Annotated in this window: 13 protein-coding genes; 7 read left to right on the top strand and 6 right to left on the bottom strand. The window is 63.7% G+C overall.

Translation table 11 applies throughout. The features are described from left to right. The first annotated feature begins 16 nt into the window (after positions 1-16). The 5 genes from AC097R_RS18690 (at position 17) to queC (ending at position 5,052) form a co-directional block, all read left to right on the top strand. Positions 17-1,294 carry an NRAMP family divalent metal transporter gene (locus tag AC097R_RS18690; protein WP_479599724.1) on the top strand — a complete coding sequence of 426 codons (1,278 nt, stop codon included), beginning with the start codon at positions 17-19 and terminating at the stop codon, positions 1,292-1,294. A 21-nt stretch (positions 1,295-1,315) separates the two neighbouring features. Continuing rightward, on the top strand, positions 1,316-1,918 hold the full coding sequence (locus AC097R_RS18685; RefSeq protein WP_479599723.1) for a DUF4337 domain-containing protein: 603 nt from the start codon (positions 1,316-1,318) through the stop codon (positions 1,916-1,918). A 164-nt stretch (positions 1,919-2,082) separates the two neighbouring features. Beyond that, complete coding sequence (locus AC097R_RS18680) at positions 2,083-3,528, top strand: DUF4139 domain-containing protein (protein WP_479599722.1); 1,446 nt, start codon at positions 2,083-2,085, stop codon at positions 3,526-3,528. A 320-nt stretch (positions 3,529-3,848) separates the two neighbouring features. Beyond that, complete coding sequence (locus tag AC097R_RS18675; protein WP_479599721.1) at positions 3,849-4,193, top strand: hypothetical protein; 345 nt, start codon at positions 3,849-3,851, stop codon at positions 4,191-4,193. A 118-nt stretch (positions 4,194-4,311) separates the two neighbouring features. Beyond that, positions 4,312-5,052, top strand: a complete 741-nt coding sequence (gene queC / locus AC097R_RS18670; protein WP_479599720.1) for a 7-cyano-7-deazaguanine synthase QueC — start codon at positions 4,312-4,314, stop codon at positions 5,050-5,052. Here the strand turns inward: queC and AC097R_RS18665 are convergent. The 6 genes from AC097R_RS18665 to gspF all read right to left on the bottom strand — a co-directional run bounded on the left by AC097R_RS18665 (position 5,007) and on the right by gspF (position 12,227). After that, positions 5,007-6,797: an ABC transporter ATP-binding protein/permease gene (locus tag AC097R_RS18665; RefSeq protein ID WP_479599719.1), complete on the bottom strand. Its 1,791-nt coding sequence runs from the start codon at positions 6,795-6,797 to the stop codon at positions 5,007-5,009. The two genes, queC and AC097R_RS18665, sit on opposite strands and share 46 nt — an antisense overlap. Before the next feature lie 93 nt (positions 6,798-6,890). Continuing rightward, on the bottom strand, positions 6,891-7,121 hold the full coding sequence (locus tag AC097R_RS18660; protein WP_479599718.1) for a hypothetical protein: 231 nt from the start codon (positions 7,119-7,121) through the stop codon (positions 6,891-6,893). A gap of 84 nt (positions 7,122-7,205) precedes the next feature. Further along, positions 7,206-8,483: a DUF1501 domain-containing protein gene (locus tag AC097R_RS18655; RefSeq protein ID WP_479599717.1), complete on the bottom strand. Its 1,278-nt coding sequence runs from the start codon at positions 8,481-8,483 to the stop codon at positions 7,206-7,208. Positions 8,484-8,490: 7 nt separating this feature from the next. Continuing rightward, complete coding sequence (locus tag AC097R_RS18650; protein ID WP_479599716.1) at positions 8,491-10,011, bottom strand: DUF1800 domain-containing protein; 1,521 nt, start codon at positions 10,009-10,011, stop codon at positions 8,491-8,493. Between the two features lie 85 nt (positions 10,012-10,096). Next, positions 10,097-11,002 carry a 5'-nucleotidase gene (locus AC097R_RS18645; protein WP_479599715.1) on the bottom strand — a complete coding sequence of 302 codons (906 nt, stop codon included), beginning with the start codon at positions 11,000-11,002 and terminating at the stop codon, positions 10,097-10,099. Between the two features lie 7 nt (positions 11,003-11,009). Beyond that, positions 11,010-12,227, bottom strand: coding sequence for a type II secretion system inner membrane protein GspF (gspF, locus tag AC097R_RS18640; protein ID WP_479599714.1), 1,218 nt, complete (start codon positions 12,225-12,227; stop codon positions 11,010-11,012). Positions 12,228-12,474: 247 nt separating this feature from the next. Between gspF and AC097R_RS18635 the strand changes: the two genes are divergently transcribed. Together AC097R_RS18635 and AC097R_RS18630 are read left to right on the top strand one after the other, a co-directional pair. Further along, positions 12,475-13,392, top strand: a complete 918-nt coding sequence (locus tag AC097R_RS18635; RefSeq protein WP_479599885.1) for a lipase family alpha/beta hydrolase — start codon at positions 12,475-12,477, stop codon at positions 13,390-13,392. A gap of 3 nt (positions 13,393-13,395) precedes the next feature. After that, the gene (locus AC097R_RS18630) at positions 13,396-14,370 is read left to right on the top strand and encodes a lipase secretion chaperone (RefSeq protein WP_479599713.1); all 975 of its coding nucleotides are present in this window, start codon (positions 13,396-13,398) and stop codon (positions 14,368-14,370) included. Positions 14,371-14,448: the final 78 nt, after the last annotated feature.

Below are 14,448 nucleotides of genomic sequence, written 5' to 3'. Positions count from 1 at the left end.
GCCAAAAGAGGTTTCCATGGTGACCCAAACCGCAAAAGAATTTGTCCGCAGGCTCGGCCCGGGCCTGATCACAGGGGCTGCAGACGATGACCCCAGCGGCATCGCAACCTATTCCCAGGCGGGTTCACAATTTCGCTTTGGGTTGGTCTGGACTTTGCTGCTCACCACCCCGCTGATGATTGGCATCCAGATGCTGTCGGCCCGCATCGGCTGGGTCACAGGCGAGGGGCTGGCAGCCAACATCAACAAGATGTTCCCGCGCTGGTTGACCACCGGACTGGTTGCGCTGCTGGTATTGGCCAATACCATCAATATTGCGGCGGACATTGGCGCGATGGGCGAGGCCCTGCGCCTGTTGGTAGGCGGGCCGCTGGCGCTGTATGTGCTGGGCTTGGGCCTGGTGTGCGTTGCCACCCAGGTCTTCTTTTCTTACGAGCGTACGGTGCGCATTCTCAAATGGCTCACGCTGGTGCTGTTCGCCTATTTCGCAGTCATCCTCACAGTGCATGTGCCCTGGCGCAAGGCCTTCACGGAGTCGCTGCATCCCTGGCAGTTTTTTCCTTCGGGCGTGTCGCTCAAGGATTACGCTGCCATGGTGGTGGCAGTGCTGGGCACCACCATCAGCCCCTACCTGTTCTTCTGGCAAGCAGCGCAAGAGGTGGAAGACAACCACCGCAGGCCCGACGCGCAAGCACTTCGGCTGCACCCCGAGTACGCAGCCGAGCATTTGTCCCGCATCAAGCAAGACACCTTTGTGGGCATGACCTTCTCCAATGTCATCGCGCTGTGCATTGTGGTGGCCACGGCTGTGACGCTCAATATGCAAGGCGTCACGTCCATCCAGACCTCGGCACAGGCTGCAGAGGCGCTGCGGCCCGTGGCGGGCGAGTTCGCTTTTGCGGTGTTTGCACTCGGCATCATTGGCACGGGGCTGTTGGCGGTGCCGGTGCTGGCGGGCTCGGCCGCCTATGCGGTGAGCGAGTTGTATGGCTGGAAGGCTGGGCTTTCGCACGACTTCCATGAGGCCAAGGGCTTCTACCTGATCATCGTGGCGGCCACCGGCATCGGTACCCTCATTGGGTATCTGGAAGTAGACCCCATGCAGGCCTTGGTCTGGAGCGCCATCGTCAATGGTGTGATCTCGGTTCCTATCATGGCAGCGCTGATGTGGATAGGTCAGTCGTCCCGTTTGATGGGCCGGCATACCATCAGCCGCAAACATCGGTGGCTGGGCTGGACCGCGACGGTGGTGATGGTGGCTGCAGTCATCGTGATGGTGGCCACCAGTTTTTAGCTGTGCATACAAGGAAACGACATGGGCATTGATCCACTGGAGATAGTTGAAACGGCCCAATCGGGCGCAGGCAAGCCGCGTGCGGCCTGGTTGAATCCGGCTGTGGCCATTACCGTAGCGCTGCTGGCCACCTTCATGGGCATTTGCAAGGTCAAGGACGACAACATCGTTCAGGCCATGCAGCAGGCCCAGGCCGACAAGCTGGACCACTGGCAGTTCTACCAGGCCCGCAATATCCGCGAGGAAGTGGCCAAGTCCACCCTGGTGCAACTCCGTGTGCAGGCGCTGGCGGCCACCCCTAAGCAGCAAGCTGCGTATGCAGAGAAAATCCAGGCCTATGAAACCCTGGCCAAAGAGCAGAACAGCAAGAAGGACGAGCTCAAGCGCCAAGCCGAAAAGGACCAGGCCAACTACGACGCGTTCAATTACCGCGACGATCAGTTCGACCTGTCCGATGCGTCCATCGCGATTGCCATCTCTCTGCTGGCTGTGGCCTCGCTCACGCAGCTGCCCTGGCTGTACCTGTTGGCATTGCTGCCGTCGGGGTTTGGGTTCGTGATGGGTGCCGCAGGCTTGGCGGGTTGGGCGCTGCATCCCGACGGGCTCATCAAGCTGCTGAGTTGAACGCGCATCTTCACCGAGTGGGCTGCAGGAGGTAACACTCTGCAACACAGTCAGCGTGTGGAGGGGGCCTCGCGTTGCATGGAGGCTGGGCACAGGCGCTATGCTGCCTGTGCCCAGCAGCCTTATGGCTACCAGCCCCTTCACCGTTTTGCAGAAAGCCCTACATGCGTACTGTCTCCGCCCCTTTTGCCCTGGCCGCCTTGGCGCTGTTGGCCCAGGCCACCCTGGCCCAAACCACCGAGCAGCGCAGCACGCTGGCCGACCAGCAAGAGGTTGCCGTCACTATCTACAACGAGAACCTAGCCCTGGTAAAAGACCAGCGGCGCGTTTCGCTCAAGCCTGGCGCAACGGCGCTGGCGTTTCGTGATGTCAGCGCGCGCATGCGGCCCGAGACGGCGCAGCTGCGCAGTGTGAGTGCACCCGGCAGCTTTAGCGTGCTGGAGCAAAACTTTGACTTTGATTTGCTCACGCCCCAGAAGATGCTGGAGAAGTACGTGGGCCAAACCGTGAATGTGGTGCGTACCAACCCTGCAACCGGGGTAGAGACCAGCGAAGTCGCCACCGTGCTCTCGGCCAACAATGGTGTGGTGCTGAAAATTGGACAGCGCATTGAGACCGGCATTCCTGGGCGTTTGGTATTTGGCGATGTGCCTGCCAACCTACGCGACCGCCCCACGCTGGTGATGGCGCTAGACAATACGGGCGCGGCCCAGCAAGACGTGGAGCTCAGCTACCTGACTGGCGGACTGGCGTGGAAGGCCGATTACGTGGTGGAGCTCAACGCGACCGACGACAAGCTCGACATTTCCGGCTGGGTCACGCTCACCAACACCAGCGGTGCCAGCTACCGCAATGCCAAGCTGCAACTGGTCGCCGGCGATGTGAACCAGGTCGCGCCGGAAATGCTCAGAGGCCGGGTGCAGACGATGGCGGCTCCCGCCATGGCCATGGCCAAGGATTCGCGCATGGCAGAAGAGTCGCTGTTTGAATACCACCTGTACACCCTGGGCCGCCCCACCTCCATTGCCGAGAACCAGACCAAGCAGGTCGCACTGCTGTCAGCCACTGGCGTGCCAGCCCGCAAAGAACTGCTGCTGCAGGGCAACGACTATTACTACCAGGGCGCCTCGGGCGAGCTGGGCCAGAAGATCAAGGTGGGGGTGTTCGTCGAGTTTGACAACAAGGAGAGCGCGCACCTGGGTATGCCTCTGCCCAAAGGCGTGGTGCGGGTGTACAAAAAAGACGGCGCGGGTAATGCACAGTTTATTGGCGAGGACCGCGTGGACCACACGCCGAAGAACGAGAAAGTGCGCCTCAAACTGGGTGACGCGTTCGACGTGACCGCCGACAAAAAGCAGACCGATTTCAAAAAGCTCAGCGGCACCAGCAAATACAACTACGTGTTTGAAAGCGCGTACGAGCTGGTGCTGAAGAACGCTAAAAAAGAAGCGGTGACCGTCACCGTCCAAGAGCCCGTGCCCGGCGACTGGCAAATTGTGAGCAGCAGCCACACCCACACCAAAGGCGCCGCCAATACCGCGGTTTGGAAGGTCAATGTGCCTGCGGAAGGCAGTACTGTTTTGACTTATCGCGCACTGGTCCGCTATTGATGTTGGGTCTTTGCACTGTTTTGGTGCATTCCGGAGGATCTGCCTGCCCGGCGCGCGAACATTTCTTAAATATTTCAAAAATAGGCCTAAATAACCCCCTAAATCTGCCGTTAAGAAACGTACGTCAACTCCTAAAAGTAACCGGAGGGGCCGAAAGGCCTACCAAAATGCAATTGCCATCCATTGATCGAAACCCGCATGTGCGCCCCTCAGGCGTAGATGCGGCTTCGTCTGGGGCAAATAGGGTTATCCCAGTTGCGCCGGTGAATCCCTCTGTCAGCCCCAGCCCGTCTGTTGAGCGCAGTCCAGGTGTGATCGACATGGTCAATCCCGCCTTGAAACCGCAGGAAGCCGGCGGTCCCTACAGCAGCGTACCCGACCCCATTGGCCACACGGTGGAAGCGGTGGCGACCCAAAAAGACTGGACCATCCATCGGCCGGTGCCGCAAAAAGTGGAGGATCCTCCACCCAAGCCCATCTCGCAGGTGCTGATGGATCATCTCAAAACAGTCTGGACCGCCAGCGCCAGTGCCATCCAGATCGAGCAGGTGAAAGACCAGCTGACACCGTCGGTGGCGACCCTGCCCACCGAAGTGCCCGGAGAGTTGGCCAAACAAGCGCTGGTGTACACCCCCAGCAAGATCAAAAAGACCGAAAACATCTGAAAGGATGGGGCACCCACGCTCCGCCGCTGCGCGGGTCGCTGCCCTCCGAGAGGGCTAATTTTTCTTGGGGCGGCCCCGGCGAAAAATTGGCTTTCGGCACAGAGCTAATATTCGGGCCATGCATACCACCGCACTCGTACTCTTTTCCGGCGGGCAAGACTCCACCACCTGCCTAGCCCATGCCCTGGCGCGCTACGAGCGCGTCGAAACCATTGCCTTTGACTACCGCCAGCGCCATAGCGTGGAGCTGGACGCGCGGCTCAATGTCCTGCGTGAAATCCGTGCCCACTTCCCACAATGGGCGGCCAAACTGGGCGAAGACCATTTGTTGGACCTGGCCGTGCTGGGCGAGGTGAGCGAAACCTCACTCACGCGCGACACCGCCTTCCAGATGGAGGCCAATGGCCTGCCCAACACCTTTGTGCCTGGGCGCAACCTGCTGTTCATGACACTGGCCGCCGCCCTGGCCTACCGGCGCGGGCTGCAGGTGATCGTCACCGGCGTGTGCGAAACCGATTTTTCGGGCTATCCCGATTGCCGCGACGACACCATGAAGGCCTTGCAGCTGGCCCTGTCGCTGGGCATGGACAAGCGCTTCCTGATCGAAACCCCGCTGATGTGGATCGACAAGGCGCAGACCTGGGAGCTGGCCTATGCGCTGGGCGAGCAGTCGGGCGTGCCCGGTGGCGGCGAGGCGTTGGTGGATCTGGTCGTGGAACACACCCACACCTGCTACCTGGGTGACCGCACGCACCGGCAAGCCTGGGGCTACGGCTGCGGCAGCTGCCCGGCCTGCGAGCTGCGGGCCAAGGGTTACGCGCGCTTTTCAGACAAGGTGAACAAGGCCCCTTCGCCCTGACGGGGCGTCAGCACCCACTGCCGGGTGTGGAAGGCTGCGACCGCGGGCCGGTGGGCAATCGACACCATGCCACCACCGCGCCGGGTCACCAAATCGCTCAAGCGCTGGTACAGCGTGGCTTCTGCCGCTTCGTCCAGCGCGCTGGTGGCCTCGTCGGCAAAAATCCATTGCGGCTGCTTGAGCAGCACGCGGGCAATTGCCAAACGCTGCTGCTCGCCGCCCGACAACTTCTGGCTCCAGGCATCCACGCGGTCCAGTTCGCCTGCCAGCTGGGGCAAGAGCGCGTCCACTAGAGCCTGCTGCAGTTGTGCATCGGTGTACGCACCGGGAGGCTGCGGATAGGCCAGGGCCTCGCGCAGCGGGCCATTGGGAAAGTAGGGGCGCTGAGGGATGAACATGGTGTCCGACGGTGCCTGCACGGCGCCATGGGCAAAGGGCCAGATCCCGGCGACAGCGCGGAACAGCGTGGACTTGCCACTGCCCGAGGGGCCTTGCAGCAGAATCCGGTCGCCGCCCTGGGCCTGCAGGTCGGTGTGGGCCAGCAGCTGGGTGCCGTTGGGCAGCGACAGGTCCAGGTTCTGAACCGACAGGTCATTGGCGTTTGCTATGGATTCAGGAGCTGCTCGCGCAGTGTCTATGGGGGCTAGAGCCTTAAATGATGCTTCAAAGCTGGTCAGCCGGTCGGTGGTGGCGCGCCAGGTGGCCAGGCCGCTGTAGCTGTCCACAAACCAGCTCAGCGCGCCCTGCACCTGACCAAAGGCACTGGAGATTTGCATCAACTCCCCGAGTTGGATGGCGCCACTGAAAAAGCGTGGTGCGGCCACGACGAAGGGGAAGACGACGGCGGCCTGGCCGAAGAAGCTGGTGAACCAGACCAGGTTCTTTTGCGCCTTGATGAGCGCCAGGTAGTTACCGAGGACCTGGCCAAAGCGCTGTTGCAGTTGCTGTCCTGCGACGACTTCTCCCTTGTCCAGCGCAATCGATTCACTGTATTCGCGCACCCGCATCATGTTGTGCCGGAAATCAGCTTCGACACGTTGCTGCTCAAAGTTCAGTGGAATCTGGCGGCGACCCACATAGTGGGTGATGACACTGCCCACTGAGCAATACAACACGGCCATCCAGACCATAAAGCCAGGGATGCTGTAGTCACTGCCGCCCAGCGTGAAGGCAAAACTCCCGGAAAGGCCCCAAAGAATGCCCACAAAACTGACAAATGTGACCACGGCGTTAAGCAGTCCCATAGATAGCGCGATCGTATCGGCGGTGAATTGGTTGATATCCACTTGAATACGCTGGTCCGGGTTGTCCGGGTTGGCCGTCGTGTTGGCGGCTTGTGTGAAGCGCGCAAGCTCCAGACGGTAATAGGCCTGACCTTTGAGCCAACGCTGGAGGTAATGGCGGGTCATCCAGGCACGCCAACGCATTTGCAGCAATTGCGTCAGATAAAACCTGTAGACCGAAATGATGATGAAGATGAACGCGAGGTAGGTGAAGCGGCCCAACTGCGCCCAAAAGACGGTGGCGTTCTTGTCCTGCAATGCGTCGTAGAACAGCTTGTTCCAGTCGTTGAACAACACGGCCATGTACACCAGGGCCAGGTTGAGCGCAACGATGGCGGCCAACATGCCACGGCCTTTCCATTTTTCCTCAGACGAGAAGTAGGGTGTGGACAGGGCCCACACGCGCTGGATCATTTGTCGGAACGACGCCAGCTTGGCGCCCACAGCAGTCATCAAAGCCATCGGATTCCTCGGTTAAAAACGCGGCACGGGGCCGACTTCACACCCTGGGTTGCACAGGGCGCATGGTAGTCGGTGTGGCCACCGGGAAATCGCTCAGAGGTCTTGGTAGGCGCTGTCGGACAGCTCATCGTCTTCGCGCTCGCGCTGCAAGGCAGCGGGCTGGGTGGCGCGCACCTTGGCGGCGGTGTGGCCATAGCCCTTGAGCGCCAGTTGGCGCCAGGCCTCGGCATTGGCGGACAGCTGGGCGTGGTGGTGCGCCATCTCCGCGCGCCGGCTTTCGTCGGCGGCGGAAGAGGGGGGCGGTGTGAGCATCACGTTGCGCATGGAACCAGCATAGCCAGCGCTGGAGCGGCTGTCAGCCGCTTTTACACAGGTTTACCAAATGCATACGTAAAGCTACGTTGTGGCTCAGGCGCGCATGAGCCCGTCGAGCTTGGCGTCCCACGCAAAACCGGGGAACAGCGCGTCCAGCCCTTGGGCGTTGATCCCCTGCGTGCTGCGCAGCACCTGGGCCAGCACCGCACGGAAATCATGGTGCACCGGCAGGTCGCGCCCTTCGTGCAGATTGCCTTGCGCCAGGCCGTCCCAGCGGCCATGCCAGCGCCCGCCTTGCACGCGGTTGCCCATGAGCCACAGCGCATTGCCGTGGCCGTGGTCGGTGCCGCGGGTGCCGTTCTCGCCGCTGGTGCGGCCAAATTCACTGACCACGGCCACCACATCGTTGGGCCGCGAGAACTCGCGGCGCAGCTGCACCAGCGTGGCTGCCAGGCTGCCGAGGTTGTTGGCCAGCGCGCCGCTGGCGTTGCCCTGGTTGGCATGCGTGTCCCAGCCGCCGGCCGAGAGGAAGCCCAGGCGCAGTGCGCGGTTCTGCCGCATCAGCGTGTTCAGGTGCTGGGCGTCCAGCAGCAGGCCCTTGGCGCTGCCGGCGCCGTTGTCGGCAGCGGCCATCTCCTTGCGGTTCGCCATGGCACCGCCGGCCATGTCCTGCGCCTGCATCTCGTCGTCGCTGAGGGCCTTGGCGGTTTCCATACGGCTCTCGGCCCCGGCGCGGAAGGTCTTGGACAGCGCATCGTTGCCCGCGTAGAGGTTCATCACCGCGTCCCGCGTGCGTGGGTTGCCCAGCGCGCCTTGTTTGGTAGCGGCCTCACCCTTGGGGACCAGTTGCACCTGGGCACTGCCAGCCAGGATCAAGGGGTTGGCCTCGCCCACACCCAGGGCCTCCACCTTGCGCTGGCCGGCCAACGTGTTCAACCAGCCGGGGGCGGCGCTGTTCTTGCCGGGAATGCCGATTTCCCAGTGGTGCTGCGCTTCGAAGTGTGAGCGGGTGGCATCGGGCGAGCCCGCACAGGGAATGGCGGCCAGCACGCCTTGCTGCCACAGCGGTTGCAGCGGCACTAGCGCAGGGTGCAGGCCAAAGGTGGCGTCCAGCGCCAGCGTGGTCTGCGCGCTGCCATCGGGTGCGGCAATGGCGATGTTGGGGCGCAGGCGGTAGTAGTTGGCGTCGCTGTGCGGCACCAGGGCCGAGAGGCCGTCGTAGGCGCCGCGCAAAAACACCACCACCAGCCGGGCGTCGTCGCCCGCATTGGTGCGGCTGGATTGGGCCCAGGCCTGGGGGGCGGCCCAGGCGGCCACGCCGCCCAAGGTGGTGGCCAGCAGGCTGCGGCGGTTCAAGAGGTGTTGGGTCATGGGGTGCTCACTTGCGCATGAAATCAGGGCTGGCCAGCATCAGGCCGCTGCGCAGCGCGGGGCGTTCTTGATTGATGCTGGCCAGGGTGGTGGCGCTGAGGAATGGTGTGAGAAAGCTGGTGTCTGCGGGCCGCACGATGCTGAGCGCAAAGTCGGCGCGCCGCGTGAGCGCCTCGGGCACCAGCCAGGTGGCGGCGTCGAACGCGTAGCCGTCAGGCGTTTGCCAGCCATGCAGGGGCTGGCCCGCGTTGGACAGAAAGCCGGCGGCCAGGAACAGGTTGCGGTTTTCCCGCGCGCCCTGGGTAGCGGTGAGCACCGAACAGGCGTAGTCCATGGGGGTTTTGAACAGCGTGTTCTCGGCCTGCCAGAAGTCGGGCAGTTGCAGCAGCGTGCGCATCACTGCACGCAAGTCACCACTGGTGGAGGAGAACGTATCTACGAGCTTTTTTACTGCAACCGGGCTGGGCTGGTCGGCAATGAAGAACTGCGCCAGGCGCAGGCACACGCGCTGTGCAGTGCTGGGATGGCGCGCCAGCAGGCGGATGGCGTCCACGCCTTCCTGCTCGCCGCCGCCGAATGAGATACCTGAGTAGTGCTGGCCTAACACGTTCTTGCTGCCCGTGTCGTGCAGGCGTGGCACAAAGCGGAAGCCCGAGCTGTCCTGCGGCCCCACGGTCCAGCCCGTGAGAACGCGTGCCATCTCGCGCACATCGGTCTGCCTGTAGCCGCCGTTTACGCCCAGGGTGTGCAGCTCCATGAGTTCTCGGGCGTAGTTTTCGTTCAGGCCGCGCGATTTGCCCATGGCGCCACGCCCGTTCTCGGCCACGCTCTGCGCCTGGTCCAGGTAGGCCAGCATGGCGGGGTGGCGTGCGCTGGCCAGCAGCAGGTCTTCAAACTTGCCCAACGCGTGGCCGCGCGCCACATTGATGAGGTAGTGGCCCACAAAGGGGCGCACCGCGCCCTTGCCGCTGTAGACGTTGAAGTGGTTGAACCAGAACTCGGTCAGGCGGGCCAGCAAGGGGTTTTCGGTTTCGGGCTCGCTGCAGCTGGTCAGATGCCAGGCCGCAGACTGCAGCGCGATGGAGCGGCTGAAGTACTCCGGGTCACCGGCCAGCAGCTCTTGGCGGCTGGGCTTGTCGTCCTTGTCCTTGGGCTTTTTCTCTTTGCCTTTGCCGCGCTCTTCGCGTTCCTGGCGGAACTTGGCAAAGATCTCGGGCAGCGGGGCGTTGATGCCCGCCCATTCGGGCGCAATGCGCGGTGCCTGTTGGCTGGCGGTATACGCGGCATCCACCTGCGCCAGCGCCCAGTCGCGCGGGGTGGGCGCGCTTTGCACGGCTTGCACCAGCGCGGCGGTGGGGCCGTAGCCCACGCGGGACAGCACGCGCCAGGTTTGCGCGTTGGTACTCAGCGGGGCAGTGTTGCCCTGCGCCCAGGCTTGACGCACCAGGCCGCTGCCGCCCAGCAGGGCCATGGTGGTCAAGGCGCGCAGGGCATTGCGGCGAGGCAAGGGGCGGGATGGAATATGCATGCCCTGCACAACGCCAGGATGCGACGCTAGGCCTACGGGTTAGCCCGCGCTCTCACGGGCTTTACAAAGCTTTACGGCTGGCGCGTCAGCCACGTGGGGTGTTGCTTACGCCGCTGGCCACATGGCCGGCAGGCACGTGGCGTGCGGCGGATTCGATGTGGCCGGTCTGGTCGTCAAAGAAGAAGTCCGGCTCGAACTCGCGCAGGAACTCGCCCTTGTCCAGCCCGCCCAGGAACATGGCCTCGTCCACCTCGATGTTCCAGTCCATCAGTGTGCGGATGGCGCGCTCGTGCGCCGGGGCGCTGCGCGCGGTGACCAGCGAGGTGCGGATGCGCATGTGCGGAATGGCGGCCTGCTGCATGCGGTGCAGGGCCACCAGCAGGGGTTTGAACGGGCCGTCGGGCAGGGGCTGGGCCACGTTGTCGGTTTCATGTTTCTGAAACGCCGACAGGCCGCCGCTTTGGTAGACCTGCTCGGCCTCGTCGCTGAACAGCACGGCGTCACCGTCAAAGGCAATGCGTACTTCGGCCGGGTGGGCGTTACTGGCATGCGCGCTGTGCGGGTACACCTGCGCCGCAGGCACGCCGGCCGCCAGGGCGGCGCGCACATCGCTCAGGTGGGTGCTCAGAAACAGGTTGGCGTGCAGCGGCTTGAGGTAGCGCCAGGGCGCCTCGCCACGCGTAAACGAGCAGCGGATGATGGGCAGCGCGTAGTGCGCGGCGCTGCGCATCACACGCAGGCCACTGACCGGGTCGTTGCGCGAGAGGATGACCACCTCCACGCGCTGCGACGGCGTTTCGTTGAAGGCCAGCAGCTTTTGCACCAACGAGAACGCCACGCCGGGCTTGGCCGGAATATCGAGCCGGTCGCGCTGCAGCTGCATGTAGGCGCGGTCGTCGCCCTGCTCGAAGATCTGGTTCTCTTCTTCAAAGTCAAACAATGCGCGGCTGGAGATGGCGACGACCAGTTTGCCGTCGAGGGTGAGTGCCATGGAATGTTTACTTCACTAATTGGTTCAATTGGATGATGGGCATGAGCACGGCCAGCACGATGAGCATGACCACCAAGCCCATGGCCACGATGAGCAGCGGCTCCAGCAGCGTGGCCAGTTGCAGGGCGCGGCGCTGCACCTCGGTGCGCAGCTGCAGAGCGGCGCGGTCCAGCATGTGGGGTAGGCGGCCGGTCTGCTCACCCAGACGGGCGAACATGGCCAGCAGTGGCGGAAAACGTTTTTCATGCGCCAGTGCGCTGGCCAGCGGCGCGCCCTCGCGCACCAGCACCAGCGCCTGCAGCGCGTCCTCGCGCATGGCGCGGTTGGACAGCGTGTCGGCCGCGGCCTGCAGCGCCTTGAGGATGGGCACACCCGCAGCGGCCAGCATGGCCAGCGTGCTGGCAAAGCGCGCGGCGTTGTAGCTGCGCGCCAGCCGGCCCAGGATCGGCAGGCGCAGCCATGCGGCGTCCACCTTCAAGCGAAAAGCGGCCCCAGCCCACGCCAAACGTGCGCCACCAGCTACTAAAACAATAGCAATCAGCGCCACCCAACCATACGAACGCACCGCAGCGCTGATGCCCAACATGACGCGCGTGATCAGCGGCAAGGCCTGCTTGGAGCCTGCAAATACATTGGCCACCTGCGGCACCACATAGGCCAACAGGAACATCACGATGGCCAGCGCCACCACGCTGACCACACCGGGGTACAGCGCCGCGCCCAGCAGCTTAGACTGCAGCGTGTGCTGCTCTTCCAGTTCGTCGGCCAGGCGCTCCAGCACCAGACCGAGTTGGCCGCTGTGCTCGCCCGCGCCAATCACTGCCACATAGATATTGGAGAACTCACGCGGGTGCTGGGCCAGCGCCGCACCCAGGGTGGAGCCACCGTTCACTTCCGACCGCAGCGTGGCCACCACATCGCGCTGGGCCGGGGTTTCGGCCTCGTCGGCCAGCGAGGTCAGGGCCCGCTCCAGCGGTAGGCCGGCAGACACCAGGCCGGCCAGTTGGCGCGTCCACACCGCACGCTGGGTGGTGGTGAAGGCGCGGCGCCCATCGCGCATGCCTGCGGTGCTGGCTTGCGCTTCAGTGCCCAGCACCTGCACGCTGAGTGGCACGAGATGCTGCGCCCGCAGCTGGCTGCGCGCGGCGCGCGGCGCGTCGGCCTCCAGCACGCCGGTGCGGGTTTTGCCTTCGGCGTCCAGGGCAGCGTATGAGTAGGCGGGCATGGCGCAATGGTAGCGGCAGCGTGGTTCGCGGGTTTTCCACCATGACAAGAATTGCCCCGGCCTTTATGCTCACATAAAAGCACGATCGTGCTATTTAAGAGCTCCATCCACCGACACAAGCGTTGGGCCACAGCTCTCCCGCGACAGCGCCCCCACCCCAGAGGTCGCACTGGTTGTATCGACGTATCCCCCTTCAACCCCATCGCCCCTCAGAGGGCCCGAGGAGACATTTGTGAAGAGAATCGTGATGACCTGGCTGGCCGCGTGCGCGCTGGCCCTGTGCCTGTTCCCTGCCACCGCATCCGCGGCCGGCTACACCCAGACCAAGTACCCCATCGTGCTGGTGCACGGCTTGTTTGGCTTTGACAACATCGGCCCCGTGGAATATTTCTACGGCATCCCATCGGCCCTGCGTGCAGACGGCGCCAAGGTCTATGTGGTGCAGGTGGCGGCCGCCAACAGCACCGAGGTACGCGGCGAGCAGTTGCTCACCCAGGTGAAGCAGATCCTGGCCGCTACGGGCGCCGCCAAGGTGAACCTCATGGGCCACAGCCATGGCGGGCCCACCGCCCGCTATGTGGCCTCGGTGCGGCCTGACCTGGTGGCTTCGGTCACTTCGATCGGCGGTGTGAACAAGGGCTCGGCCGTGGCCGATGTGTTGCTGGGTGTGGCGCCTGCGGGTAGCCTGAGCAACACCGTGCTGGTGTCCATTACCAATGGGCTGGGCACCATCATCAACTTCCTGTCCGGTGGTGGTGGTCTCACGCAAAACTCGTTGGCCGCTGCGCAGTCGCTCAGCACCGCGGGCACGGCCAAGTTCAACGCAGCCCATCCCCAGGGCGTGCCTACCACTGCCTGCGGTGAAGGAGCCTACAGCGTGAACGGCGTGGCCTATTACTCTTGGAGCGGCGCCCAGCCCTATACCAACGTGCTGGACATCATTGACCCCGGGCTGGCGCTGACATCGCTCGCGTTTGCCGGTGCCAAGAACGACGGCCTGGTGAGCAGCTGCTCCTCGCGCCTGGGCAAAGTGATCCGCGATGACTACGCGATCAACCACCTGGACGAAGTGAACCAGACCGTGGGCCTGACCAACCTGTTTGAGACCAGCCCGGTCACGCTGTTCCGCCAGCAGGCCAACCGCCTGAAGAACGCGGGGCTGTAAGCCTTGCTGCAGTCGACCCCAGGGCGGGTGGGCGCTAGCCTGCTTGGCGTGTCGGTGCTGGCGCTGGCTCTGTGGGCCAGCCGTCCGGCGGATACCGCGCAGGCATCCGCCGTCCTGCCGTCCGCCGCCACATCGGTGGGCGCCCGTTCCCTGCAAGGCACGGTGCCCGATGGCTTGCCAACCCCTAATGCGCTAAACGCACTGCCCGGTGCCACGGCCACAGGTGGGCTGGCCTATGGTGAGCTCAAGCGCCTGTTTGACTACTACCTGAGCACGGTGGGCGAACAATCGGTGGACACCATTGCACAGCAGATCCGCACGGAGCTGGACAAGACTCTGGACGCCACGCGTGCCGAAGCGGCCAAGCGCTTGCTGGGGCGCTACCTGAATTTCAAACGCGAGCTGGTGACGCTGGAAACGCAGTTTGCCAAGCAACCGCCTGGGCCCAAAACCCTGCGCCTGCGCTTTGATGCGATGCAAACCCTGCGCACCCGCTTCTTCAACGCCGAGGAAGAGCAGGCCATGTTTGGTCTGGAAGACGCGGCCGACAGGGACGCCCTGGCGCGGCTGGACATTGCCAACAACCCGCAGCTCAGCGCGGCGCAAAAGCGCGAGCAACTGGCCACGCTGGACACTGCCATGCCCAAGGCGCTGCGCGAGGACCGCGAGGCGCCGCGCGCCGTGATCCGCCTGGACGAGATGGCCCAGGCCCTGCGCGCGCAGGGCGGCAGTGAGGACGATGTGTTCCGCCTGCGTGCCAAGGCACTGGACCCGGCTGCTGCCACACGGTTGGCCGAAGTGGACCGCGATGAACAGGCCTGGAAGGGCCGCATTGCCACCTACCTGGCCGAACGGAACCGCGTGCTGCAGTCGCTGGCCAACGCCAGTGAAGCCGAGCGACAGACTGCGTTGGACACGTTGCAAGAGACGCAGTTCAGCGCCAGCGAACGGCCGCGTCTGGCCGCGTACACGCCATAGTTGCGGCCCGCTTTCTAGGCCAAACAAGCCTCTTTTTGATTAGTGATAACCCGCATAGTATTAGTAATTATTACTAAT

This window comes from Rhodoferax sp. ZS1R25, assembly GCF_056521335.1.
The sequence above is the reverse complement of the archived record's forward strand: the minus strand, read 5'-3'. Positions and strand labels throughout refer to the sequence as shown.

What these genes read in the sequence shown, in the direction of transcription:
- AC097R_RS18690 (WP_479599724.1), top strand. Translation starts at nt 17, where the DNA reads ATGGTGACCCAAACCGCAAAAGAATTTGTCCGCAGGCTCGGCCCGGGC.
- AC097R_RS18685 (WP_479599723.1), top strand. Translation starts at nt 1,316, where the DNA reads ATGGGCATTGATCCACTGGAGATAGTTGAAACGGCCCAATCGGGCGCA.
- AC097R_RS18680 (WP_479599722.1), top strand. Translation starts at nt 2,083, where the DNA reads ATGCGTACTGTCTCCGCCCCTTTTGCCCTGGCCGCCTTGGCGCTGTTG.
- AC097R_RS18675 (WP_479599721.1), top strand. Translation starts at nt 3,849, where the DNA reads ATGGTCAATCCCGCCTTGAAACCGCAGGAAGCCGGCGGTCCCTACAGC.
- queC (WP_479599720.1), top strand. Translation starts at nt 4,312, where the DNA reads ATGCATACCACCGCACTCGTACTCTTTTCCGGCGGGCAAGACTCCACC.
- AC097R_RS18665 (WP_479599719.1), bottom strand. Translation starts at nt 6,797, where the DNA reads ATGGCTTTGATGACTGCTGTGGGCGCCAAGCTGGCGTCGTTCCGACAA.
- AC097R_RS18660 (WP_479599718.1), bottom strand. Translation starts at nt 7,121, where the DNA reads ATGCGCAACGTGATGCTCACACCGCCCCCCTCTTCCGCCGCCGACGAA.
- AC097R_RS18655 (WP_479599717.1), bottom strand. Translation starts at nt 8,483, where the DNA reads ATGACCCAACACCTCTTGAACCGCCGCAGCCTGCTGGCCACCACCTTG.
- AC097R_RS18650 (WP_479599716.1), bottom strand. Translation starts at nt 10,011, where the DNA reads ATGCATATTCCATCCCGCCCCTTGCCTCGCCGCAATGCCCTGCGCGCC.
- AC097R_RS18645 (WP_479599715.1), bottom strand. Translation starts at nt 11,002, where the DNA reads ATGGCACTCACCCTCGACGGCAAACTGGTCGTCGCCATCTCCAGCCGC.
- gspF (WP_479599714.1), bottom strand. Translation starts at nt 12,227, where the DNA reads ATGCCCGCCTACTCATACGCTGCCCTGGACGCCGAAGGCAAAACCCGC.
- AC097R_RS18635 (WP_479599885.1), top strand. Translation starts at nt 12,475, where the DNA reads ATGACCTGGCTGGCCGCGTGCGCGCTGGCCCTGTGCCTGTTCCCTGCC.